General features: G+C 62.8%; 27 protein-coding genes and 1 pseudogene. 16 read left to right on the top strand and 12 right to left on the bottom strand.

Annotation, left to right across the window (positions count from 1 at the left end; translation table 11 throughout):
• Positions 1-73: 73 nt before the first annotated feature.
• Positions 74-328 carry a DUF3077 domain-containing protein gene (locus ACWKWX_RS27430; protein WP_476295792.1) on the bottom strand — a complete coding sequence of 85 codons (255 nt, stop codon included), beginning with the start codon at positions 326-328 and terminating at the stop codon, positions 74-76.
• Positions 329-893: 565 nt separating this feature from the next.
• Between ACWKWX_RS27430 and ACWKWX_RS27435 the strand changes: the two genes are divergently transcribed.
• Positions 894-1433 (top strand): DUF3237 domain-containing protein, encoded by a 540-nt coding sequence (locus ACWKWX_RS27435; protein WP_483829418.1) that lies wholly within the window; start codon positions 894-896, stop codon positions 1431-1433.
• Positions 1434-1895: 462 nt separating this feature from the next.
• Here ACWKWX_RS27435 and alaE read toward each other — a convergent pair whose 3' ends face one another.
• On the bottom strand, positions 1896-2357 hold the full coding sequence (gene alaE / locus ACWKWX_RS27440) for an L-alanine exporter AlaE (protein ID WP_483829419.1): 462 nt from the start codon (positions 2355-2357) through the stop codon (positions 1896-1898).
• 144 nt (positions 2358-2501) lie between these two features.
• Between alaE and ACWKWX_RS27445 the strand changes: the two genes are divergently transcribed.
• From ACWKWX_RS27445 to ACWKWX_RS27470, 6 genes are all read left to right on the top strand, one after another.
• A complete protein-coding gene (locus ACWKWX_RS27445; protein WP_483829420.1) occupies positions 2502-3128 on the top strand; it encodes a LysE family translocator in 627 nt (208 codons plus the stop codon).
• Positions 3129-3293: 165 nt separating this feature from the next.
• Positions 3294-4070, top strand: coding sequence for a hypothetical protein (locus ACWKWX_RS27450; protein ID WP_483829421.1), 777 nt, complete (start codon positions 3294-3296; stop codon positions 4068-4070).
• 178 nt (positions 4071-4248) lie between these two features.
• Complete coding sequence (locus ACWKWX_RS27455) at positions 4249-4731, top strand: MarR family winged helix-turn-helix transcriptional regulator (protein ID WP_483829422.1); 483 nt, start codon at positions 4249-4251, stop codon at positions 4729-4731.
• Positions 4731-5024: a hypothetical protein gene (locus tag ACWKWX_RS27460; RefSeq protein ID WP_483829423.1), complete on the top strand. Its 294-nt coding sequence runs from the start codon at positions 4731-4733 to the stop codon at positions 5022-5024. The genes ACWKWX_RS27455 and ACWKWX_RS27460 overlap by 1 nt, the downstream gene beginning before the upstream one ends.
• Positions 4967-5392: an FAD-dependent monooxygenase gene (locus tag ACWKWX_RS27465; protein ID WP_483829424.1), complete on the top strand. Its 426-nt coding sequence runs from the start codon at positions 4967-4969 to the stop codon at positions 5390-5392. The genes ACWKWX_RS27460 and ACWKWX_RS27465 overlap by 58 nt, the downstream gene beginning before the upstream one ends.
• 80 nt (positions 5393-5472) lie before the next feature.
• Complete coding sequence (locus tag ACWKWX_RS27470) at positions 5473-6498, top strand: hypothetical protein (protein ID WP_483829425.1); 1026 nt, start codon at positions 5473-5475, stop codon at positions 6496-6498.
• Positions 6499-6556: 58 nt separating this feature from the next.
• Here the strand turns inward: ACWKWX_RS27470 and ACWKWX_RS27475 are convergent, their stop codons facing one another.
• Together ACWKWX_RS27475 and ACWKWX_RS27480 are read right to left on the bottom strand one after the other, a co-directional pair.
• Positions 6557-7108 (bottom strand): GNAT family N-acetyltransferase, encoded by a 552-nt coding sequence (locus ACWKWX_RS27475; RefSeq protein ID WP_483829426.1) that lies wholly within the window; start codon positions 7106-7108, stop codon positions 6557-6559.
• The gene (locus tag ACWKWX_RS27480; protein WP_483829427.1) at positions 7032-7901 is read right to left on the bottom strand and encodes a DMT family transporter; all 870 of its coding nucleotides are present in this window, start codon (positions 7899-7901) and stop codon (positions 7032-7034) included. The genes ACWKWX_RS27475 and ACWKWX_RS27480 overlap by 77 nt, the downstream gene beginning before the upstream one ends.
• A 192-nt stretch (positions 7902-8093) precedes the next feature.
• On the opposite strand from ACWKWX_RS27480, the gene ACWKWX_RS27485 reads away from it, so the two are divergent.
• Complete coding sequence (locus ACWKWX_RS27485) at positions 8094-9011, top strand: LysR family transcriptional regulator (protein WP_483829428.1); 918 nt, start codon at positions 8094-8096, stop codon at positions 9009-9011.
• Here ACWKWX_RS27485 and ACWKWX_RS27490 read toward each other — a convergent pair.
• Positions 8989-9636, bottom strand: coding sequence for an HD domain-containing protein (locus ACWKWX_RS27490; protein WP_483829429.1), 648 nt, complete (start codon positions 9634-9636; stop codon positions 8989-8991). The genes ACWKWX_RS27485 and ACWKWX_RS27490 overlap by 23 nt on opposite strands.
• A gap of 38 nt (positions 9637-9674) precedes the next feature.
• Positions 9675-9800 (bottom strand): annotated as a pseudogene (locus ACWKWX_RS27495) (GNAT family N-acetyltransferase); the annotation flags it as partial.
• Between the two features lie 342 nt (positions 9801-10142).
• On the opposite strand from ACWKWX_RS27495, the gene ACWKWX_RS27500 reads away from it, so the two are divergent.
• Positions 10143-10931 carry an aspartate/glutamate racemase family protein gene (locus ACWKWX_RS27500; RefSeq protein WP_483829430.1) on the top strand — a complete coding sequence of 263 codons (789 nt, stop codon included), beginning with the start codon at positions 10143-10145 and terminating at the stop codon, positions 10929-10931.
• Between the two features lie 178 nt (positions 10932-11109).
• Here the strand turns inward: ACWKWX_RS27500 and ACWKWX_RS27505 are convergent, their stop codons facing one another.
• On the bottom strand, positions 11110-11739 hold the full coding sequence (locus ACWKWX_RS27505) for a LysE family translocator (RefSeq protein ID WP_483829431.1): 630 nt from the start codon (positions 11737-11739) through the stop codon (positions 11110-11112).
• A gap of 135 nt (positions 11740-11874) precedes the next feature.
• Between ACWKWX_RS27505 and ACWKWX_RS27510 the strand changes: the two genes are divergently transcribed.
• Entirely contained in the window at positions 11875-12369 is a 495-nt protein-coding gene (locus ACWKWX_RS27510) for an Lrp/AsnC family transcriptional regulator (RefSeq protein ID WP_416427412.1), read from the top strand.
• A 126-nt stretch (positions 12370-12495) separates the two neighbouring features.
• Here the strand turns inward: ACWKWX_RS27510 and ACWKWX_RS27515 are convergent, their stop codons facing one another.
• The 5 genes from ACWKWX_RS27515 to ACWKWX_RS27535 all read right to left on the bottom strand — a co-directional run bounded on the left by ACWKWX_RS27515 (position 12496) and on the right by ACWKWX_RS27535 (position 17403).
• Positions 12496-12888: a Rid family hydrolase gene (locus ACWKWX_RS27515; protein ID WP_483829432.1), complete on the bottom strand. Its 393-nt coding sequence runs from the start codon at positions 12886-12888 to the stop codon at positions 12496-12498.
• A 5-nt stretch (positions 12889-12893) separates the two neighbouring features.
• On the bottom strand, positions 12894-14246 hold the full coding sequence (locus tag ACWKWX_RS27520; RefSeq protein WP_483829433.1) for an MFS transporter: 1353 nt from the start codon (positions 14244-14246) through the stop codon (positions 12894-12896).
• Positions 14247-14333: 87 nt separating this feature from the next.
• On the bottom strand, positions 14334-15047 hold the full coding sequence (locus ACWKWX_RS27525) for an SDR family NAD(P)-dependent oxidoreductase (protein ID WP_416425044.1): 714 nt from the start codon (positions 15045-15047) through the stop codon (positions 14334-14336).
• Positions 15048-15061: 14 nt separating this feature from the next.
• Positions 15062-16351, bottom strand: coding sequence for a flavin-containing monooxygenase (locus tag ACWKWX_RS27530; protein WP_473003026.1), 1290 nt, complete (start codon positions 16349-16351; stop codon positions 15062-15064).
• Between the two features lie 125 nt (positions 16352-16476).
• The gene (locus ACWKWX_RS27535) at positions 16477-17403 is read right to left on the bottom strand and encodes a LysR family transcriptional regulator (RefSeq protein ID WP_416425042.1); all 927 of its coding nucleotides are present in this window, start codon (positions 17401-17403) and stop codon (positions 16477-16479) included.
• A gap of 151 nt (positions 17404-17554) precedes the next feature.
• Between ACWKWX_RS27535 and ACWKWX_RS27540 the strand changes: the two genes are divergently transcribed.
• The 6 genes from ACWKWX_RS27540 (at position 17555) to ACWKWX_RS27565 (ending at position 23546) form a co-directional block, all read left to right on the top strand.
• Complete coding sequence (locus tag ACWKWX_RS27540; protein WP_483829434.1) at positions 17555-18769, top strand: aldose 1-epimerase family protein; 1215 nt, start codon at positions 17555-17557, stop codon at positions 18767-18769.
• A 185-nt stretch (positions 18770-18954) separates the two neighbouring features.
• Positions 18955-19938 carry a DUF1852 domain-containing protein gene (locus ACWKWX_RS27545; RefSeq protein WP_483829435.1) on the top strand — a complete coding sequence of 328 codons (984 nt, stop codon included), beginning with the start codon at positions 18955-18957 and terminating at the stop codon, positions 19936-19938.
• A gap of 24 nt (positions 19939-19962) precedes the next feature.
• Complete coding sequence (locus ACWKWX_RS27550) at positions 19963-20997, top strand: methionine synthase (RefSeq protein WP_483829436.1); 1035 nt, start codon at positions 19963-19965, stop codon at positions 20995-20997.
• A 72-nt stretch (positions 20998-21069) separates the two neighbouring features.
• On the top strand, positions 21070-21492 hold the full coding sequence (locus ACWKWX_RS27555; protein ID WP_483829437.1) for a MerR family transcriptional regulator: 423 nt from the start codon (positions 21070-21072) through the stop codon (positions 21490-21492).
• 55 nt (positions 21493-21547) lie between these two features.
• Entirely contained in the window at positions 21548-22804 is a 1257-nt protein-coding gene (locus ACWKWX_RS27560; protein ID WP_483829438.1) for an NADH:flavin oxidoreductase/NADH oxidase family protein, read from the top strand.
• A gap of 271 nt (positions 22805-23075) precedes the next feature.
• Entirely contained in the window at positions 23076-23546 is a 471-nt protein-coding gene (locus ACWKWX_RS27565; RefSeq protein ID WP_483829439.1) for a GNAT family N-acetyltransferase, read from the top strand.
• The last annotated feature ends 202 nt before the right edge of the window (positions 23547-23748 follow it).

The following is a 23748-nucleotide window of genomic DNA, read 5'->3' on the forward strand; positions in this document are numbered from 1 at the left end:
TTTACCCCCGCAGGGTCGGTGATGGCGATATAGCAGCGCCGCCGCTGCCGCCAGGCCGCGGCGACGCAGCGGGCTACCTGACGGCGATCAGCGCATCGACCAGGCCTTTGGCGCCTTCGATGTGGTGCAGCGCCGACCAGGCCAGGCCTTTTTCAACGCCGTCGCCGTCGGTGAGCTCGTAGGCCGAGTCGTACGCGCAGCGCAGCAAATGCGCCAGGTGGCACAGCGTGTCTTCCAGGCTGATGCCCGGGTTCACGCTGAAGAAGGGTTGCTGCTGGGAGTCGCGCATGCCGAAGGGCAGGGCGGTGGTTGCCAGAAAGTCGCTCATGATCAAATTCCCTGTGAATACATCCTTGTGGCCGCCCGGCCGGGAGGTGGGGCGGTGCGGTGATGGGGGGATTTGTTGCAGGGTGGATCGGGGGTGGGTTTGACCATGATGTAGCTCCTGTTGGATTAACGGAGCTGCCAGTCAATGTGACCAAACAAAGGGGTGGCAGCTATACGAGGGTTGGTCAACCGGGGCAACAGGATCCCGGCGCATCCTAGGATGCCCCGCGCACAGCTGCCATAAAGCATCGTGCCGGCCCAGAAAGGGCTGGCACGAAATGGCGACGCCGTTGCGTCTGTTGACCGTCGGGTGACCAAACCCGGCCGCTATCAGTCAGCGGCGAGGGGAGGTTAGTGACCGAGGGGAACGGGCGCAAGCGTGAAAATGTAAGCTTATTATTCGATTATCACAGGAGTTGTAGGACTTTTCCTAGGAAATTTCCTATAGCTTTTGTTTCTGGAAATGTGCGTGCGGGGTCGAGGTCAAGCCTCAACCCTGCCTGTTGCATCTTCGTGGCGATTAATAGTTAATATTGTTATTCAATATAACAACAAGAGGTCGCCCCATGAACCTACGCAAGCAGCTGCCAATCCTGGCCATGACGGCCTGCGCCAGCCTGACCCAAGCCGCCACGTACGACCCACCACCGCTCAAGCTGGAACCCCTGGCGCGTTTCAGCGTTGATCTGGTGGCGCCCATCTGGGAGCTGGGCGCTACCAGCGGCCAGGGCAACCGGCGCATCATCCCCATCACCGGCGGCCACTTCGAAGGGCCGCGGCTCAAGGGCACCATTCTCGACAACGGCGCGGACTGGCAGGTGGTCACGCCCGACGGCGTGGCCGTTATCGACACCCGCTACCTGCTGCAGACCGACGACGGCGCCTTGATTTACCTGCGCACCGAGGGCTACCGGTTCGGGCCGGCCGAGGTGATGAAAAAGGTCGCGGCAGGGGAGGATGTTGACCCGGGCCAGTACCAGTTTCGGATTACGCTGAGGTTCGAGACGTCGGCGCCTCGGTACGCGTGGCTCAACCGCACGATCGGGGTGGGCAGCGCCATGCGGCTGGGCAATGCGGTGGTCTACGACGCATTTGAACTAAAATAGCGCTGAAATAATTAATTGTGTTAATTGATTGGAGCGTGCCGGCAACTGCCTTGAAATGCCGTCGTCCCATTCGCGTAGCAGCTGCCGAAGGCTGCGTCCGTGCGCCGCCGCGGTGGGGCTGGACAACCGCGGTGCTTGGGGACGCGGCCTTTGGCCGCTGCTACGGGGAAGTGGATGCCGCGTGGCAGCAACTGCCTTGAAATGGCGTCGTCCCACTCGCGTAGCAGCTGCCGAAGGCTGCGTCCGTGCGCCGCCGCGGTGGGGCTGGACAACCGCGGTGCCTGTGGACGCGGCCTTTGGCCGCTGCTACGGGGAGGTGGATGCCGCGTGGCAGCAACTGCCTTGAAATGGCGTCGTCCCATTCGCGTAGCAGCTGCCGAAGGCTGCGTCCGTGCGCCACCGGGGTTCGTCTGGACAACCGCGGTGCCTGGGGACGCGGCCTTTGGCCGCTGCTACAGGGGGTCAGCTGTTGAGCGACATGGGGCGGTCGCCGCCCGGCGGCAAGCCGAATAGCTTGCGCACGGCGTTAAGGAAGGCGCCGTAGGGGCGCCCCAGCAACAACATCATCAACGCCGCGCCAAGCGTGCCACGCACCACGCCGCCCGCGGAAGCGCCACTGGTGGCAATGATTGCGGCGTAGATAGGCACTTGGAAACTGACCAGGGCAAGGCTGTCCCACAGCACCCTGGACGCACGCCCCGGGCCGGCAAGGGTCATCAACCGGTCGCGCCACAGGCCGTAAGGCCGCGCGACGGGCACCATCAGGGCCGCGCCCAGTAGCCGCGCGTGCAGCACTTGTTCCCACGTCATGCCGGCAATGAAGCGTTCATTGATGATGCCGGTGGTGGTGAAGAACAGGATCAAGGCCGTGGTGTCCGCAAGGAACGCAGCCTTGCGTGCGGTTCGCTGGGGAGGTCGAGGCACAGGGGGCTCCTGGAATATCGCATTTCAAATAATGACCCCGCCAACGTCCCTGCGGTTCGCCAAGGCCCAGCCGGCCCCGGCAGGTTGCTTTCGCTTTTCGAATCAGGATTACTGGAGACTTCTCCTGCCCTGAGGTGGTCCGCGATGTTCGACCTGGCTTCCATCGTGACGTATGTCGCTGTCGTCATTGGCCTGTTCCTGATCCCCGGCCCCGCCGTGTTGCTGGTGCTGACCCGCACCCTGCAAGGCGGGCGCCCCGTGGGCATGGCCACGGGGCTGGGCATCGCCGCAGGCGACCTGATACACACTTTGAGCGCTGCGCTGGGCCTGTCGGCCATCCTCATGACCTCGGCGCTGGCGTTCACCGTCGTCAAAGTGGCCGGCGCTTGCTACCTGATCTACCTGGGGGTTATCGCCTTCTTCGTCAAGGCAAGTGCCACGCGGGTCACCCAACTGCCCACTGTCTCGCCCGGCCAGGCCTTCGCCCAGGCGGTGGGGGCGGAAGTGTTGAACCCGAAAACCGCGATCTTCTTCCTGGCGTTCCTGCCCCAGTTCGTTCACCCGGCCTCGGGCTCTTCGCTGGCGCAGTTCGCGGTGCTTGGGTTGATCTTCTCGGGGCTCAGCGCGCTGTATACCTGCCTGATCGTATTGGCCATTGGTCCGTTGAGCCGTTGGGGCAAGGGGCTCGCCAGGCTGCGGCAGTGGGAGGGCAAACTCATCGGCACGGTGTTTATTGCGTTGGGGGTGAAGGTTGCGTTCCAGCAGCGGTAGGTGGTGCCGCCCACGCAAATAATTCCCCATGGCGTCACCGCGGCGGGTGCCAACCAGGTCCTCAAGTTGGCACCCAGGCGGCCGAGAATATTTCATGACTGACACAAAGTGCCTACTATTGTGTCGACAATGAAAATAACTCCGTCGCCTCGACAGGGAAGCCGCATGATCATCAACAACAACTCGTCCAACACCGCCGCGGCCGCCTACGCCAGCCAGGCCACGCGCAGCACCAGCGCTGCCAGCGCCACCGCGCAAGCCACCGCCAGCCGCGCTCAGCACGCGGGCAACGCCGTGAGCCTGTCCGGCACCTCGGCCGACTACAGCCACGCCATCGCCAGTTATTCCGCCTATTTTCCCGTGCGCGAGGGCATGGCGGCCGACGCCCTGGCCCTGGGCGTCTCCCAGCCTGGCGCGGTGTCCAGCTCCAAGGGCCTGAGTTTTGCCGACGTGGCCACCGACGCCCGCAAGCGCCTGGACGAGAAGTACGCGCTGATGACCAAAAGCGGCAAGCCCTACGACGGCACTGACACCGACCGCAACTCGGCGATGGGCGACCTCGACCGCCGCTCGCTGTACGCCGTGGCGACCAATAAGGACGGGCACTTCACTAGCCAGGAGCAAACCGCAGCCAAGGCGCTGATGACGCAGCAGGGGCGGTTGGCCACGGGGTATTACAGCGGCCCGGCCGACCAGGCGAAAAACTTCACCGACCCTTACGCGAAGGACCCGGTGGGCCGCGCCAAGGCAGCGCTGGCGTTCCTGGACAATGTGAGCGTGGAGGAAAAGTCGGCCTCCGGTTGGCTGGTGCAGCACCAAACGTTGAGCCAGGCCCTGACGCAGGCGGGCAGCGCCGCTGGCGGCTCGACGGCGACTACGGGGAAGGGGCATTTCCACAACCTGGCGGAGATATTGGCAGGCACCGATACCTCCGGGAGCTAACCACGTAGCAGCTGCCGCAGGCGGCGTCCTGCAACCACGGTGCGCCAGGTGAAACGCGTCGGCTGCTGACGCGGCCTGGTGGCCGCTGCTACAGGCATGGTAACTAGCTAAGTAAGTTAGTTATGTGTTAGCTTGGCTTCATCGCAGCCGCGCCCCTTGCCCACCGGACACCCCGCGCATGAAGCCATCCCCAGCCCAAGACCCCCGTACCCTGCAGATCGCCAACGACCCCCTGGGCCAACAGCTGCAGCAGATAGCCATCCTCACCCGCGCCGCCGCCGGTAACCTGGCGGCCACCCTGGGCATCAACCAGACCGACATGGCCGCCCTCGAACACCTGATCACCGACGGGCCCTTGCCCCCCACCGAACTTGCCGCGCGGCTGGCGGTGACCACCGCCGGCATCACCCAGGTCATCGACCGGCTGGTGCGGGCCGGGCACGTGGTGCGCCAGCGCCAGCTCGATGACAAACGCCGGGTGCTGGTGTGCCCGGTGCCGGCGTCGGTGGCGCTGGCCTATCAACATATCTCGCCCATGCTCACGGGCTTGAGCAGCGTGCTGCATGGCCTCGACAGCGGTGACCGCCGCGTGATCGAAGCCTTTCTGGAGCAGGTGATCGGCGTCTATCGCAGCAGCCTGCCACGCGGCCACCACGCCTGATGAAAACACAAAAGATTCTGGTGACCGGCGCAAGCATTGGCGGGCCAACCCTGGCGTACTGGCTGGCGCGCCAGGGTATGGACGTGACCGTGGTGGAGAGGGCGCCTGCCTTCCGCGATGGCGGGCAGACCATTGACGTGCGCGGCGCCGGCCGCACGGTGGTGCAGCGCATGGGGCTGGAGGCGCAGGTGCGGGCGCACAATTGTTCGCCGGCGCCGGCTGGGAGACGCCGCGCGTGCTGGCTGCACTGGACGATGCGCCCGACCTTTACCTGGAAGCCGTGGGCCAGGTGAAACTGCCCCGCTGGAGCAAAGGCCGCGTCGCGCTGGTGGGCGACGCTGCCTATTGCGCGTCGCCCATCAGTGGCATGGGCACCAGCCTGGGCCTGAGCGGCGCCTATGTGCTGGCCGGCGAGCTGGGGCGTCACGCCGACCACGCCCAGGCGTTCGCGGCGTATGAGGCCTTGATGCGGCCTTACGTGGCGCAGGCGCAAAGCGTGCCCACATTCGCCCCCCGGCTGGCCTCGCCGCATTCGCGGGCGGGCATCGCGGTGGGGCATGCGCTGTTGCGGTTGGCGACCTTGCCGGGGTTCAAGGGCGTTTTCGGCAAGCTCCTGTCGCCGAAGGCGGATGCCATCGAGTTGCCGAACTACGAACCTTAAGTGCGCAATGGCGGTTCGTCCTGGGCCTGTCATCGCTTGGCTATGCTGTGTGTCTACTCGTCATGCAAGGAAGCGCCGGGATGCCAGCGCAGCTTCGATCGACATTGCCGTTCAGGCCTTATCTCTGGATAAGCATCGCCCTGTTCTTTCCCGCGCTTGCCTTGCCGGCTTACTACCAAGGCACCAAGATCGTCTACGGTGTCGAAACGGCCGCACTAGGGTGGCTCGGGTTTATCGACGGGCACTTCTCCTGGTTCGCCAACCCTCTTTACCTCGGGGCTGTGCTGCTGTCTCTCGCCAACCCGCACCGCGCATTACGCTGGGCGGTGGTGGCGTTGGTCCTGGCCTGCACGTTCATGTTCCGCAGCGGCATTATCTATGACGAAGCTCACGGGGACGGGGCGATATCCGGCCTGGGTTGGGGTTACTTCTGTTGGCTGATGGCGATGCTGTTCGCCGTCCTAGGGCTGGCACGGCCTTCCTGGCCTGGTTACCTGAAGCCGGGCTGGCTGGAGGTGGCTGTGCTGGCGGCTGCGTTGCTGGCGTTTAACTTCTATTGGTTCCATCACCCCACGGGCTATTGGCAACAAAAGTCGAAGCTGGAGCACTTCATGGCCATCAACTGTGGTGAAGCAAAACAGATGATCGAGCATACGCTGCCAGAAGTGAGGCTGTTGTACATGCCTGAAGGAAACTCTTCGTTGTCGAGTTATCTACTTACTCACACAGACCTTCAGGAAATTCAGACGCAACGCACGTCGCGCCCAGGCGTGAAAGTACTCCGTGGGCCAGACGTTCATGAAGCAGAAAAACTGGACAGCCCGACGGCCAGGTATCAATACGACGTCAACACCCAGTTCCCTGTTGCCGCCAGCGGTGCGTGGGCTTCGCGTGCGCGGATAGTCGACCGAGAGACGGGGGAAGAGGTCGCGTCGAGTACTTCGTATGGTTACCTGCCCATCGGCGGTAGCGCCGAAGTGGCCTGTGGAGAGCCAGCGGGGCCCCCGTTCATCGTCAAGGTGCTGTCGCTCAGGTTACTCACTGAACAAGAGACTACCGAGCGCGTGATGAACGCTCGCAAGGCTGTCAGAGCACCCGCCCTCTGAAGGGAAATGTTCTGCCACGGGCTATTGGGGCGGCTGTGACGCGGCCTGGCGGCCGCTGCTACGCAGAGCGTGTGGGCTCAAGCACACAGTGATGAGTCGCCTGTTCATCCACCACCGCCTGAAAGCCGCAGGCACTATAGAAGGCTGCGCCGCTGGAGGAATCGGTGGACAGGCGCACCTCGCGGAAGTGTCGAGCGGCATGGGCAACCAGCTGCTCGACCAGGCGCCTGCCCAGGTTCCGGCCCCTGAACGCCCGGGCAACGAACACCCGACGCAGCCTGCCGACGCCATGCGCCGCGAATGGGTCTTGGGTAAGACCGCCAATCGCCACCAACTGGCCCTCCATAAAAGCCGCCATGAGGCATTCGCCGGGGCGGTTGAAGCGATTGGCGCCGGACTGCCATTCGGCAACCAGGCGCGTGAGAAATCGGAAGCCCTCGGCGGTGGCCTCTTTTTCCAAAACCGCGATGTTCTCGGGCAGTGCTGTTATGAAATGCATTGCTGGCTGATTCATTTGATGCCCTCCGTGAACGTCAGTTGACCCGCTTGAGCCGCAATCCCACCACCACCCCCAGCAACGCCAGCCCACCACCCACCGCATGATAGGCATGCAACTGCTCGCCCAATACCCCACACGCCACCACGGCCACTAACACCGGTACCAGGTTCAGGTACAACGACGCCTTCGGCGCCCCCAAGTGGCGAACCCCCTTCATCCAGAAAAACGGTGCGCCGATCGACGCGGCGATACCCGCGTACAAAATCAGCGGTGCGTTGCTGGCGGTTATTGGTGAGATAGGGCTCATCAGCCAGACCGGCAACGTCACCAGCACGCCGAAGCCGACCTGCACCTGCAGTTGCTGCCAGGTTGAAAGGGGCAATGCCCAGCGTTTGAGCAGCAGGCCGTACAACGCATTGGCGAAGAGGGCGACCAGCATCAGGGCATCGCCCGGCGTGAGGCTTTGCTGGAACAGGCGCATGGGGTGCCCCTGGCTGGTCAACCAGAACAGCCCCGCCAGCGATATCAGCGCCCCGGCAAGTGTGCGTGCCGGTACGGCCTCGCGTGCGATGGCGCAGGCCAGCAGCGCTGACATCAGCGGCGCCAGCGAGACCAGCACGCCCATGTTGATTGCCGAGGTGGTCAGTGCTGCCTGGTACGCCAGCCCTTGATAGACCGCCATGCCGAGCACGCCCAACACCATCAGCTTGGACCAGTGCCGGGCCACCACCTGGCGGTTGCGCCACACGCCTTTGCCGGCAAACAGGCTGAGCAGCGCAAACGCCAGCAGCCAGCGGTAGAACACAATCGAGGCTGGCTGAATGGCCACTGCGGCGGCCTTGGTGACGATGGTGTTGCCGGACCAGAGGACCACGGCGCACAGCGGTGCAAGTGAGGAGGTCAAGAGCGCCGCGATGGGCGCTTGGCGTGATACGGGGAGGCTGGGCGAGTCAGGCATGGCGGGCACCTTGTCAGGAATGAGTTCGGTGGATTTTTGCGGCACCTCTTGATTAAATAAATTGCAACGATAGCAACCTATGCATGCGCTATTTGCAGCAGATGCCTGGCGATACCTGTCTTAAGGTGCAGTTCCACCATGAAGAACCTCGATCTCAACCACTTGATTGACCTGGACGCGTTGCTCAACGAGGGCAGCGTTGCTGGTGCGGCCAGGCGCCTGAATCTGAGCGCCCCGGCGATGAGTCGTCGCCTCGCGCATCTGCGCCACGCCTTGGGTGATCCGTTGTTTGTGCCGGCAGGGCGAGGCCTGGTGCCCACCCAGCGGGCGCTGGATTTGCGGGAGCGGGTGCGGACCTTGATCGAAGAGGTGCGGGGTATCCTCGCGCCGCCGGATATCGAGCTTGCCCAAGTCGAGCGGACCTTCACTCTGCGTACCAGCGATGGCGTGATCGGGACCTGGGCGGCGGCGCTGTGCGCCCGGCTGCTGGAGCAGGCGCCGGGGATTACCCTGCGTTTCGTGTTGCGCCCACAGCAAAGCATGGAGGCGTTGCGCAGCGGCGAGGTGGACCTGGACCTGGGAGTGCTCGATGGCGACGCGCCGGAGATCAAGACCCAAACCCTACTGAGGACACAGTTCATGGGCGTGGTCAGGGCGGATCACCCGCTGGTCCCGCTTGAGCACATCGGTGTCGAGCAGTTCATTGCCTGGCCGCACGTCAACGCCTCACGGCGTGGTGTGGCCGATGGCCCTATCGATCATGGACTTGCGGCGGTCAACGCCAAGCGGCGCGTGGCCCTTGTGGTGCCGTCGTTTCAGGCGGCCTTGGCCATGGCCATGAGCTCGGATTTCATCGCCGCCATACCGGAGCCATTTGCCCGCTGGAGTCCTCACTCCAACCAGTTGCATGTGTTTGCGCTGCCAGTGGCCACGCCGCAGGTCAGTATCGCCATGAGCTGGCATCCCCGGCACGACGCCGAACCTGTGCACCGATGGCTGCGCGAGCAAGTCAGGCAGACGACCGCCAGTGTCTTCACCCCCCAATCTCATCCATGAAATCCGCCAGGAATGACTCCAGCCGCCCATGGCGCACCGCAGCCAGGCGGGCGCCCTCGGCTGTCTGGAAGCCGACCGCGAGCGTCAGCAGCTTGGTGTGGAAATGCTCGATGGCAAACTGCTTGTCCTGGTAGTCGCGATCGGCAGCCGTGGGGTTGCTGAAATCGTACAGCGCCGAGCCCATGCGCCCGGCAACGTAGAAACAGCGCGCCACGCCCACCATGCCAATGGCGTCCAGGCGGTCGCTGTCCTGCAGTATCTTCGCCTCCAGGGTCTGGGGCGCGACGCCTGCCGAGAAGCTGTGGGCCTGCACGGCATGGGCAACCTGTGCGACCCGGCTCGGCTCCCAGCCTCTATCCGTCAGGATCGAAGCGGCCTTTTCGGCCGAAAGCGTCGAGGCCTGGGCCCGCAAGGGCGAGTCTTTCTCGACCGCCACGCAATCGTGCAGCAGGGTGGCAGCCAGCAGCACTTCCAGGTTACCGCCTTCGCACTGTTGGATGCGCCGGACGTTGGACCATACCCGCTGAAGGTGCGACAGGTCGTGGGAGCCGTCGTTGGTGGTGGGTAAGCAGGCCAGGAGGTCGCTGGCCAGGTGTTGGTACGGGGCGAAGGGTGGGTTGGGCATGGGTTTGGCTCGGGGGGGGCGCGTGTGGGTAGCGGTCGTTATCCAGTGATAGCCTTGGCCATCTCCGACGTCCCCATCCAGCCTATCTGCTCATACACAGGCTTTCCAACCTGGGTGGCGTGCAGTACGGCAAAGCTGATACCCCGCCTGGCGAACTCGGCCTCTCTCGGCGTCATCTGGCCCAAGAGGCCGGCATTGCAGCCCGCTTGATTCGCTACGTCCCTGTGGTGGCTTCATCGCTGTCCCGTCGATGGTGAGTGTCGAAGACAAGCAGGCTATGGCATTTGCCAGCGCTGTGGCAAGGCTGAGCAAAGAGCGCAGAGCAACCACGCCTCTATAGGCCCCGCCTATGCAAGACACTGGAAACCCACCGTTCATCTCGCCCTACACCGAGCGCCACAATGCTGCTGGTAGAGGCATGCGCCGGCAATCCCATGCCAGGAGCCGTTTTGCCCTGCAACCGGCGACCCGTTCGCCGGTTTTTATTGGCCAAGAGGAATGCCTCGATGAAACTGTGCTGGATTCACCCGACTGCCCGTAACCCGGCCCTGGAGCCGCTATGGGCGACCATTCACGAGCGTGTCGGCGCCGTGGTTGCCCCAAACGTTCAACTGGACTTTCGCTTCCTGGCCACCAGCGGTGGCTTCACCCGCTCGCAGTACGCCGAGCACCTGAACTCGGTGCTGATGGTGGAAGCCGCCATCCAAGCCCAGGCCGACGGATACGATGGCGTTTATCTGGGCTGTTGGAATGACCCTTTGTGGGAAGCACGCGAGATGCTCGACATCCCGGTAGCTTCGGTGGGCGAGCAGTCGATGCTAGCCGCCCTGGCCATGGGCCAACGGTTTGCGGTGGTCACGGTCTCCGACAAGACTGCCGTGGCCATCGAGCGCGATATCATCGCCTATGGCCTGCGGGACCGCTGTATCGCTCGGCCGGTCCGGTCCATCACGCCCTATTCCGATGCACAGCTATTGCTGGAAGCCGTCGATGCGCCAGCACGGCAATTCATTCCTCGTTTCGAGGCTGCGGCGCACGCGTGCATCAGCGACGGGGCAGACGTGATCCTGGTGGGCTGTGCCTATTACGGGCCACTGTTGCGTCGCGCCGGCTACAGCCACGTGCAGGGCACGCGCGTGCCCGTGGTGGATTCCTCCACCGTGGGGCTCAAATACCTGGAGGCAATGGTGGGGGTTGCCCGGTGTACCGGGCTGGTGAAAAGCCAGGCGAACTTGTTCGCCGGTGTCGCGCCTGAGTCCATGGCCCAGGGCCGCAAGGCCCTGGGGTTGCCGTAGCTGCAACTGCCTTTGTGGGAGCTGGCTTGCCAGCGAGCTTCTATGGCCCCACAGCTCGCTGGCAAGCCAGCTCCCACAGGATGTAGCAGCTGCCGCCAGGCGGCGTCTTGCAACCACGGTGAGCCAGGCACAACGCAGCGGCTTCTGACGCGGCCTGGCGGCCGCTGCTACAGGTAGATTAGCCCTGCTGCACCCACGCCAGCCGCACCGCGAACCCGATCAACATCCCGCCAAACAGCCATTGCTGGACCTTCTGCGCGACGGCGCTGTGTTCCAGGCGGCGGCCCATCCAGCCGCCAGCGGTGGCGTAGGCTACGTCGAACACTGCGCCCACGCTCACTAATATCACGCCCAGGAGCGCAAATTGGCCCAGCACGGGCCCCTGGCCCGGGTGGATGAATTGCGGCAGTAACACCGAGCAGAACAACAAGGCCTTGGGGTTCAGGAGGTTGGTCAGCATGCCACGCCGCACCGCCGCCAGCCCCTGGCCCGGCGTGCTCTGCGCAGGCGGGTGGCATGGTGTGCCATGGCTGGTCGGCTTGAACATCCTGAGGCCGAGCCAGAGCAGATAGGCAGCCCCACCGAACTTGGCTATTTCGAACGTCCAGGGTAGCACCTTGAACAGCGATGCCAGGCCTACCGCCGCCAATGTGACATGAGCGGCACGGGCCAGGGCCAAACCCAAAGCGGTGGCCAGCGCCCGTCTGCGGCCCTGGCGAGCGCCGGTCTGCAGCAGCAGGACCATGTCGGGGCCAGGCATGAGAAAAATCATCGCAAGGGCGGCGAGATAGAGAACTTTATCGTCCATGGCAGCGACCGTCAGGGCAGGAAGTGAGGACAAAATTCTAAGCCGCATGGGCAGGGCAGGTGGTTGCGTAATGAACCCTTGAATTGGCTATCATTGGCAGATTGTGCCAATTAACCCTTACTCAACAGGCTACCTATGCCAACTCAGCGCCCGGTCTACCCCAAGCTCGATGGTTACGACAAACGTATTCTCACCGCCCTGCAGCGCGACGGTCGGCTCACCAACGTTCAACTGGCCGAGGAGATTGGCCTGTCCCCCTCGCCATGCTTGCGGCGGGTACGCCAGCTGGAGGAGGCGGGGGTGATACGCGGCTACCAAGCCAGCCTGGAGGCGGAAGCCGTGGGGCTGGGGTTGACTGTCTTCGTGGGGGTGAAGGTCGAACGTCACCATGAGGTCGAAGCCGAAAACTTCCGTTTGGCCGTGCTGGCGCTGCCAGAGGTCATCTCGGCGTTCCTGGTCTCAGGTGAGTCGGACTTCCTGCTGCATGTGGTGGTGCCAGATCTGCGTGACTACGAGCGCTTTCTTACGGAGTCGCTACTGAGGCTGCCGGGGGTGCGGGATATTCGCAGCAATTTCGCGATCAAGACCATCAAGCCTCAAGGGGGATTACCCTTGGGGCATTTGCCTTAGGTGGCGTGAAGCCGGGGTGGGCTTGCTTCGCTCGGCTAGCGTTGACGGCTGGGTGCCGCTGACGCCGCCTGCGGCAGCTGCTACGGGGGGGGCGGCATGCCCTGTAGCAGCGGCCGGCAGGCCGCGTCAGCCGGCGACGATGGCGTAGGTCTCTATCTCGACCTTCTGCCAGGGCCGCAGCATGGAGTCGACCTGGATCAGGCTGCTGGCCGGGCGGATGCCGTCGAACACGTCGCTGTGGGCCTTGGCCACCTGGGCGGCATCGTTGATGTCGCGCAGGTAGACCACGGTGCGCACCACGTCTTCCACGCTCATGCCGGCTTCGGCCAGCACGTTGCGCACGGTGGCCAGGATGGCCTGGGCCTGTTCCCCGGCGTTGCTGTGCTCATGGTCGGGCGAGGCGCAGGTGCCGGAGATGTGCAGGTGGTTGCCCACGCGCACGGCACGCGAGTAGCCGAACACCGATTCGTACTGGCCGCCCGAGGAAATGTTTTGACGCGAGGTTGGAGTAGTCATCATGGGTCTCATTGTGGGAGAGGTTTGCCGGTGGAGTCCTTCACGAACAGGACGGAAATCAGGCCGACCACGGCGCCTGCGATCAGGTACCAGGCCGGTATCATCTGGTTGCCGGTGGCGTTGATCAGCCAGGTGTTGATCAGCGGGGCGGTGCCGCCAAACAGTGACACGGCGACGTTGTAGCTGATGGCCAGGGCGCTGAAGCGCACCCGGGAGCCGAACAGCGATGTCAGCGTCGCCGGCATGGCGCCTTCGAAGAACAGTTGCGCCAGGGTCAGGGTCAGCATGGCCGCCAGCAGCAGGGGCAGCGACTGGCTGTGCAGCAGCATGAAGCAGGGGATGGCCAGCACGATCAGCAGGGCGCAGCCGGCGATGATCATGGCCTTGCGGCCGATGCGGTCCGCCAGCAGGCCGGACACCGGGATCAGCACCAGCATGAACAGCGTGGCGGTCATGCCCAGGCTCAGGCTGAAGCTGTTGCTGTAGCCCAGCACGTTCTCCAGGTAACCGGGGATGTACCCCAGGATGATGTAGTACGTCACGTTGAACACCGTGACCAGGCCCATGCACTTGAGCAGTTGCGGCCACTCGTTCAACAGCAGGGTGAACAGGCCGACTTTGGCCGCCGGGCTGTTTTTCAGCGCGGCTTCGTTCGCCTGCATTTGCTGGAACACCGGGGTCTCTTCCAGGCTGAGGCGCAGGTACAGGGCAATCATGCCCAACAGCCCGCCGACGGCAAACGGCACGCGCCAGCCCCAGTCGGCCATGGTGGCTTCGCCCAGCGTCAGGGTGAACAGCGTGACCACCGCGCCACCGAGCAGGAAGCCGGAGATATTGCCGAACTCCAGCCAGCTGGTGAGGAAGCTGCGGCGCTTGTCCGGCGCGTGCTCGGCGATGAAGGTGCACGAGCCGCCGTACTCGCCGCCCGTGGACAGGCCTTGCAGCAGGCGCATCAGGATCAGCAGTATCGGGGCGAACGCGCCGATGCTGGCGTAGCTGGGTATCAGCGCAATGGCGAACGTGGCCACCGCCATCAACGAGATGCTCAGCGACAGCGCCATGCGCCGCCCGTACTTGTCGCCGATGGGGCCGAACACCAGGCTCCCCAGGGGGCGGATGAGGAAACCGGCGGCGAAGGTTGCATAGATCGCCAGCAGTTGCGTGGTGGGGTTGTCGTTGTGGAAGAAGGTCTTGCCGATGATGCCGGCCAGTGATGAGTACAACGCAAAGTCAAACCATTCGACCATGTTGCCCAGGGTCACGCCGACCACGGCCTTGGTCATCGGTTTGCGCGAGGTCGAGGCCTTGGCGCGCGGGGTGGACCTGTCGTGCGACGTGGAGGAAACGTAGAGTTCGCCCATGATTTTGCCCTCTGGAATAATTGTAATGAGGCAGCTGTCAGGAGGAAGGGCAGGCCCACGTCTTGGCGCGTGGGGCCTGCGATTGGGTCAACGCATGAACACACCACCGGCGATGCACAGCGACTCGCCCGTGACGTAGGACGGCTTGGCGCCGAGCTGCCAGACCCAGTCGGCGATTTCGTCAACGCGGGCGGCACGCTTGAGCGGGATCGACGCAATGGCCGCTTCGATGCGGCCACCGGCACGGGTGCCTTCGGTGTCTACCCAGCCCGGCGCCAGGGCGTTGACCACGATGTTGTGGTCGGCCAGTTCAATCGCCAGCGAGCGGGTGATGGACACTACGGCGGCTTTCGAGGCGCTATACAGCAGTTGGTTCTTGGACACCGTGAAGGCGTCCACCGACGCGAAGAACACGATGGCGCCGCCACCGGCGGCCTTCAAGTGCCGGGTGCCGATGCGGGCGATGTTCAGCGAGCCCAGCACGTTGATGTCGAAGATCTTGCGGTACAGGGCGTCGCTGTAGCTTTCCAGCGACGAGGTCGGGAAAATCCCGGCCGCGTTGATCACGGCTTTCAACGGCGCCTTGCCGTCGAGGGCGGCGTCGATGGCGCTGGTCAGCTCTGCTTCGCGGGTGATGTCACCCACGACCGGCGAGAACAGAGCGCTGGGCGCTTGGGTGCCGGGGGCGACGTCGACGGCCACCACGTGCCAGCCTTCGGCCTGGAAACGTTGGGCGACAGCCTGGCCCATGCCGGAGGAGGTGCCGGTGATGATGACGCTGGCGGTAGGTGCAGTAGTCATGATGAGTAGTCCAGTCAGGCCAGTTGGGCGATAGGGGCGGCGGGTTGCAGGGACAGTTCCATGACATCCAGTTGGCGCTGGGTGTCTTTGTAGCTGGCGAGCCATTCGCGCTTGATGATGTCGATGCGCGAGTCGGCCGGCTGCAGCCTGGCGAACTTGGCCGCCAGGCCTTGCATGCCGGCGGCGCGCAGTTTCAGGAAGCGCATCACCAATTTGGTCTGGTCGCAGTACACCGGCCATTGCGGGCCACGTGGGGCGCCCAGGCCGATGTAGAACAGGCCTTCAAGGTTGGTCGGCAGGGTCATGGCGGCGGTGCGCAGGGGCGCGCCGTCGCGCCATTGCAGCAGGTTCTCGTCCAGGAACGGCAGGCGGGTGTTGAAGCCGGTCGCCCAGACGATGGTGTCGTAGTCGCCCTGGCTGCCGTCGCTGAAGGTGACGGTCTTGCCTTCAATGTGCTCGATGCCCGGGGCCACCTTGATGCGGCCGTGCTGAATCCAGTACAGCAGCAGGGTGTTGACCACCGGCGGCTGTTCGTCCAGGTCGTAGCTTTCCGGGGCAGGCAGGCCGGGGTAGTTCGTGTGCGAGCCGACGGTGGCCATGATCAGCAGGTTCATCACCATGTTCTGCTGTTCGGGCGGCAACTGGCCGAGGAACGGCAACTCACCGCGGGGCACGCCGAAAATGGTCTTGGGCTGGAACAGCTGGCCACGGCGGATCACGATGGTGGTGTCGAGGCGCGCCTGGGCGGCATCCACGGCCAGGTCGCAACCGGAGTTGCCGAAGCCCACCACCAGCACCTTGCCTTCCACCTGTTTGACGTTGCGGTATTCACCCGAGTGAATGGACACGCCGGTAAAGCCTTTGCCCACCTCGGGGATCTTGCAATCCCACAAATGGCCGTTGGCAACCAGCACCCCGGCGTAGCGCTTGCGGGTGCCGTCGGCCAGGGTCACCTGCCAGCCCGCTTCGCCGTTGTCGCCCAGGGGCACCAGGGTGCGCACTTCGGTGTTGAAGGTGATTTTCTCGCGCAGGCCGAAGGTGTCGGTGTAGGCGTTCATGTACGCCTTCACCTGGTCGCGGCTGGGGTACACCGGGTAGTCCGCCGGCATCGGGAAACCATCGAAGCACGAGCTGCTTTTCGGGGTGATCAGGTGCAACGCGTCGTAGTCGGTGTTCCAGTGGCCGCCGATGTGCCCCGACTTCTCGTAACAGTCCACCTGGAAGCCGGCGTCGGTCATGGTCTTCAGCGCTGCCAGGCCTGCGGCCCCGGCGCCAATGATGCAGTACTGCAGTTGAGTGGACATGGTTGACTCCCCCTTCATCGAACGGTGCAAGCGCCTGTCATTGGCGTCCGTGGGGGCAGTATCCAACCGGCTTGCGTGCGGATGAATGGGTAAAACAAAGTGCTTCGTATAGGCGCAGCCTATGGCTACTGCGACTCCAGATGCGCATACAACGCCTGGATACGGCTCAGGTGGCTGCGCATCAGGTTCATCAGCACCCGGGTGGGCGGCGAAATGGGCGTGTCGTGGCGGTGAATAAAGCCGAAGACTTCGAAGATGGGCGGGTTGATCGGCACCCAGCCCAGGCGGTCATTGAAGCCCAGCTGATGCAGGATCGGGCGCGTGGCAATGACGTCGCCGAGCCCGCGGGCGGCCAGTTCAAAGCCGGTGACCTGGTGTTCCACCTCGATGATCGGGTCCAGCACCTCGCCGCCCTTGGCCGCCAGTTGGGCGAGCAGGCGGCGGATAGGGTCGGCGGTATTCCAGCGCGCTTCTGTCAGGATCAGGGGCGCGGTGGCCAGGTCGCGGATGGTTTTCGGGCCCTGCAGGTGGTCGGGGTTGGCGCTGATGTAGCCGACCTGCGCCGACCAGACCGGCTCGCTGACCGTCAGGTTCTGCTGCTTGATGGGCAGCATCACCAGGCCCGCCTCGATATCGCCGTGGCTGACCAACTCGGCGATCTCGGACGAGTTGTAGCCCACGATCTTGATGCGCATGTCGGGGTGCTGGGTGCGGAACTGTTCGATCAGGTCGGTCAGGAAGTAATGGTGCGCCGTGCCGAACGTGCCGAAGCTGGCCACCCCGCCACTGAGCTCGCGCACCGCTTGCACCGCCTCGTAGCCTTGGCGGGCGGCGGTGACCATGCCTTGGGCGAACGGCTGCAGGCGCCGCCCCGCCTCGGTGAGCACCAGCCGCCGGTTGGTGCGGATGAACACGTGGGTGCCCAGGTGCTCTTCCAGGCGCAGGATCTGCTCGGACAGCGACGGCTGGGCGATGTGCAGGCTTTCGGCGGCCTTGGAGAAGGTGCCGTGCTCGATCGCGGCCAGGAAGTAGGTCAGTTGTTGCAGGGTCATGTGAAGGTCAACCGTTCCTTGTCTGTTCGCGCCAGGGGCCTCGCGCTGCCGTGCATCATGGCCTAAATGGGCGGGGAACGTCGCCCCTGGGCTTGCTGAAACGTTTCTTCAAGGCTATAAAAAACCCACAACTCCAAGAAAGGCTACTGCAATGACTCCGCTCAAACTCTTCGTTGCCCTCGGCGCCCTGTCCGCCGGCTCCCACGCCATGGCCTGGGATTACGTATTGCTCGACACTGACAAAGCCGCCCAGAACTGGCAGGTCACCAGCCAGCAGCTCGGGATGAAAACCGCCAAACCTTTCAGCGTCACGGTGCGTACCCTGCACGGTGGGCGGCAGGAGGGCGTCAGCATCGTCGACATCGATAACGGCACGATGCAACTCTCGGTGGTGCCCACCCGCGGCATGAACGTCTTGCACGCCTCGGTGGGCAAGGTGCGTATGGGCTGGGATTCACCGGTCAAGGAGGTGGTCAACCCGGCCTTCATCGAACTCAATGGCCGCGATGGGCTGGGCTGGCTGGAAGGCTTCAACGAGCTGGTGGCCCGCTGCGGCTACGAATGGGTCGGCCACCCCGGCGTCGACAACGGCGAGCTGCTGACCCTGCACGGGCGGGCCGCCAACATACCCGCAAGCAAAGTCACCCTGCACATCGACGAGCAGCCACCGTACGCCATCAGTTTGCGTGGCGAGCTGAAAGAGCAGGCGTTCAAGAAGGTCGACTTCGCCGTCGCCACCGAACTGGTCACCGAACCGGGCAGCGTAGCGTTCGCCCTCAACGACACCCTCACCAACAACGGCGACTACCCAAAGGAATACCAGGCGCTGTACCACAGCAACTTCAGCACCCCGTTCCTGGAGCAGGGCGCGCGTTTCGCCGCGCCGGTGAAACAGGTGTCGCCGTTCAACGACAAGGCCAAGGGCGACCTGGCCGACTGGCAAACCTACCGCGCGCCCACCAGGGACTACGACGAAACGGTCTACAACGTAGTGCCCTATGCCGATGCCAAGGGCGATACCTTGACCGTGCTGCATAACCAGGCGGGCAACCTGGGCGTGGCGGTCGGTTTCAACACCCGGACGCTGCCGGTGTTTTCCCTGTGGAAAAACACCGATACCCAGGGCCAGGGCTACGTCACGGGGCTGGAACCGGGGACCAGTTTTTCCTACAACCGCCGTTACCAGCGCCCATTGAACCTGGTACCCACCATTGGCCCGAAAGAGCACAAGCAGTTCCACATCAGCTACAGCCTGTTGGCGGACAAGGCCGCAGTGGACAAGGCCTTGAAGCAGGTGAGTGATATTCAGGGTGGGCGCGACACCGAAGTGCGGCAGACGCCGTTGGTGGATTTGACCAAGGGGTAGCGCCGGCCAGTTCGTTGTGGCGCTGTTGCAGCGGCATGAGCAGAACTAATGCTTTTTTGAAATCAATTCGTTTTTACTCAACTGCCACCCGCTTTAACCTGCGCTCAGCTCTTCACACTCGGCAACGCCAAGGCTGTGAGGGAACGGAACGCTGGTCAATATTGAAAAGCAGGGTGGCAGTTGGAATGAACAATGAATTCACCTTCACGATCAAGCGCGTAAATTTTGATGAGCACTATTCGCCATCAAACAATACCCGGGTCACCACCAACTTCGCCAACCTGGCCAGGGGTGAAAGCCGCCAGGAGAATTTGCGCAACACGTTGAAGATGATAGATAACCGTTTCAACGCACTGGCGCATTGGGACAATCCCGCAGGTGATCGCTACACCGTTGAACTGGAGATCATCTCCGTCGAGATGAACATGGGGGCCGGCACCCGTGGTGACGCCATCCCGCTGATCGAAGTGCTCAAAACTACGATCGTCGACCGTCAAACCAACGAGCGCATCAGCGGCATCGTCGGCAATAACTTTTCCTCTTACGTGCGCGACTACGATTTCAGCGTGCGGTTGCTGGAACACAACAACAAGCAGGCCGGGTTCAGCACACCGGAAGGCTTTGGCGAGCTGCACGGAAAGCTGTTCAAGTGCTTCGTCAATTCCAGCGCCTACCAAGCGCATTTCGACAAGCCGCCGGTCATCTGCCTGAGCGTTTCGAGCAGCAGAACCTACCACCGCACCGAAAACCAGCATCCTGTATTGGGCCATGAGTACCAGCAGGATGAATACTCGCTGACCGATGAATACTTCAAACAAATGGGCATGAAGGTTCGCTACTTCATGCCGCCGAACAGTGCGGCGCCGCTGGCGTTTTATTTTACAGGCGATGTGTTGGGTGATTACTCCAACCTGGAGTTGATGGCCACGATCAGCACCATGGACACGTTCCAGAAAATCTACCGGCCCGAGATTTACAACGCCAATTCGGCGGCAGGTAGAACCTACCAGCCAAGCCTGACGCACCAGGATTATTCGCTGACGCGCATTGTTTATGATCGAGAGGAACGTAGTCGCTTGGCTGTGGAACAAGGCAAGTTCGCCGAAGAACAGTTCATCAGACCCTACCAAGCCATGCTTGAACAGTGGGCGGCGAACTGCACGTTTTGATTCATTTAAACCAAGGTCTTTTTCATGAAAAAACTGTTGCCCACATCGACGGCTGGCAGCCTGCCCAAGCCTGCCTGGCTTGCCCAACCCGAGACACTCTGGTCACCCTGGAAACTGCACGACGAAGCGCTGATTGAAGGCAAGCAAGACGCCTTGCGCCTGGCGTTGCACGAGCAGCAACTGGCCGGTATCGACATCGTCAGCGACGGTGAACAAACCCGTCAGCATTTCGTGACCACGTTCATCGAACACCTCGACGGCGTTGATTTTGAACAGCGCAAGACCGTCAGGATCCGTGATCGCTACGACGCCAGCGTCCCCACGGTGGTGGGCGCTGTTGCGCGCAGACAACCAGTGTTCGTCGAGGACGCCAAATTCCTGCGGCAGCAGACCCGGCAACCCATCAAGTGGGCACTGCCAGGCCCCATGACGATGATCGACACCCTGTTTGATGCGCATTATAAAAGCCGTGAAAAACTGGCGTGGGAATTTGCCAAAATTCTCAACCAGGAGGCCAGGGAACTCGAGGCTGCCGGGGTGGACATCATCCAGTTTGACGAGCCTGCCTTTAACGTCTTTTTTGATGAAGTGAACGACTGGGGCGTGGCCACCCTGGAGCGCGCCATCGAAGGGCTCAACTGCGAAACCGCCGTGCATATCTGCTATGGCTACGGCATCAAGGCCAATACCGATTGGAAACAGACGCTGGGCGCGGAGTGGCGCCAGTACGAACTGGCGTTCCCCAAGTTGCAACAGTCCAGCATCGATATCGTCTCGCTGGAATGTCACAACTCCCACGTTCCCCTGGAGCTGATCGAACTGATCCGGGGCAAGAAGGTGATGGTCGGGGCCATTGACGTGGCCAACCATGCCATCGAAACGCCCGAGGAAGTTGCCGACACCCTGCGCAAAGCCCTTCAATTCGTCGACGCCGACAAACTTTACCCCTGCACCAACTGCGGCATGGCACCGTTGCCGCGTCGAGTGGCCAGCGGCAAGTTGAGAGCGTTGAGTGCTGGCGCAACGATTGTTCGCGAGGAACTTGCGAGCGAAGGTTGAGCCCGCCTTGGCCGCCTGATGGCGTTAGGTTTAAAGTCAGCTTTTAGGTCAAGCGTGGTGCAGGGTGGGGTTATGAGAATAGGCGAACTGGCGAAAATCAGCGGGCTGGCCCCCTCACGAATCCGTTTCTACGAGGCCAGTGGCTTGATTCACTCCGTCGAGCGCAAGACCAACGGCTACCGGGACTACGCGCCTGATACCCAATGGGTGCTGGAACTCATCACCGGTGCACAGGCGGCAGGTTTCTCGTTGGAGGAGATCCGGCAACTGATGCCGGGGAACGCCAGCGGTTGGCAGCACGACGCGTTGCTCACGGGGCTGAAGCAAAAGGTGGAGGAAATCAGTGTGCTGCAGGAGCGGCTGGCGCAAAACAAAGCGCAACTTCTGCTCGTCATCAAGGGCATTGAAGCTAAGCCCGAGGGTGTTGCGTGTGGGGACAACGCGCAAATGCTGATAACTCGTCTGCGAGAAGAGGGGGCTACAAAAAGGTATTGACCTTAAAGTTCACTTCAATCTTAAGGTGGCCTCATCTCCAGTTGAGGACTGCCCCATGAATGTGTTCGCCCCCCTGACCCTTCCCAACGGTTCCACCATCAAGAACCGAATCGCCAAAGCCGCCATGGAGGAGAACATGGCGGACGCCCACCAGGCGCCCTCCGAAGACCTCATGCGGCTCTATCAAGCGTGGGCGGACGGCGGTGTCGGCCTGATCATCACTGGCAACGTGATGGTCGACGGCCGCGCCATGACCGGACCGGGTGGCGTGGTGTTGCAGGACGATAAACACCTGGCCCCTTTCAAGCGTTGGGCGCTTATTGCTCGATCCGGCGGTGCGCAGGTCTGGTTGCAGATCAATCACCCAGGTCGGCAGATGCAGGCCAACCTCGGGCAAACGACGTGGGCGCCGTCGGCCGTGCCACTGGCACTGGGGAACATGTCCAAGCGCTTCGCCACGCCCCGGGCGATGACCCCTGATGTGATTGAAGAGGTCATCCAGCGCTTCGCGAACACCGCCCGCCTGGGCGAAAAAGCCGGGTTCACCGGCGTGGAAATCCACGCCGCCCATGGCTATTTGCTGAGCCAGTTCCTTTCGCCCCTGACTAATCAAAGAACGGACGAGTGGGGCGGCTCCCTGGAAAACCGCGCGCGCCTGTTACTCGCCATCGTCAAGGCGGTCAGGGCAGTGGTGTCCGCGGAATTTGCGGTGGCGGTTAAACTCAATTCCGCCGATTTCCAGCGTGGAGGGTTCACTGCCGATGAGGCGAAACGGGTGGTTGAGTTGCTCAACGGCCTGGGCGTGGACATGGTGGAGTTATCCGGAGGCAGCTACGAAGTACCCGCAATGCAGGGTGACGCCCGCGACGATCGCACCTTGGCGCGTGAAGCGTATTTCGTCGAATTCGCCCGTGACATCCAAACCGTCGCCAACATGCCGGTGATGGTTACCGGCGGTATCCGCCGCCGGCCGGTGGCCGAAAGCGTGGTGCGCAGCGGTGTGGACATGGTGGGCATCGGCACAGCGTTGGCCATCGACCCGCACTTGCCTCGTAACTGGCAGCGGGGCAAGGACAGCGCCCCGCAGTTGCCTGCAATCACCTGGAAAAACAAAGCCATTGCCGCCTTGGCGAACATGGCGGTGGTGAAGTTTCAGTTGCGCAAACTCAGCCGAGCTAAAAAAACCGATCCGAGCGTTTCACCGTTGCGGGCGCTGATCTTGCAGCAGCTCGCCATGGCCTTGCGCACTCGCCAGTATCGAAGATGGGTGGAAAAGTCTTCTCACTACAACGGCTTGGGAGACTTGAGATGACCATCGCAGCGCACGCACTGCTGCGTCTCGCCGATTGCCGTCCAACATCGAACACCTCTGCGCCCGAAAAATTGCACTCCCTTCCAAAACATCAGATGATGCCCCCATGACCACTTGCAGCCGCGTAACCCAGATGCACCCCATGATGCCCCCCTCGGCGGGCCATAGGGCGTTGCGCGCGTAAATCCCACGCATCCCCCCAAGCCCCGCCAGCAACGGCCGGGGCTTTTTCATGCTCCGGTCATGAACATCCATGACAAGGAGAGTGAGCATGTTGCAGATCCGCCCAGCCAGGTACAGCGACGCCGAGGTCGCTTTCGATATCCGGTTTCAGGCTATTCGACACCAATGTATTACCGTCTACACGCCAGAACAGGTTCAAGCCTGGACACAGGTGCCCCTGACGGACCGGTACCGGGCCAGTGTGGCGCGCCAGTACCACATTGCCTGGTGGGGTGACGTGGCGGTTGCCACGGGGCTGATCGATTTCCAGTCCGGGGAGCTGGGCGCGCTCTTTGTGTTGCCCACGTACATGGGGCAGGGCATTGGCAAGGCCATGATCCAGCACCTGGAGCGGCTGGCGATTGCGGCTGGGCTTGACGAAATTCACCTGGACGCGACCCCGAATGCCACAGCGTTTTACCATCGGTGTGGTTACCTCGGGGAAGTTGGCGGCATCTATACCTCGCCTTCGGGGCTTGAGCTGGCGTGCACGCCCATGCGCAAGCGATTGGTTGGCTGAGGTGAGAAGATGTGTAGCAGCGGCCGCCAGGCCGCGTCAAAGGCGCTGCAGTACTTCTGGTGGGGCGTTCGGCAACTATCGTATGTGGCTGGGGGGTATTGCTTGGCTGGAAGGCAGCTTCTGGCCCAGAGTGTGTAAAAACGCCCGGACAAACCCTTGCTATGATTTCTGAGAATTTCATCGCAAGGGTCGCCTATGAAAC

The sequence above is a fragment of the Pseudomonas imperatae genome, from assembly GCF_057128625.1.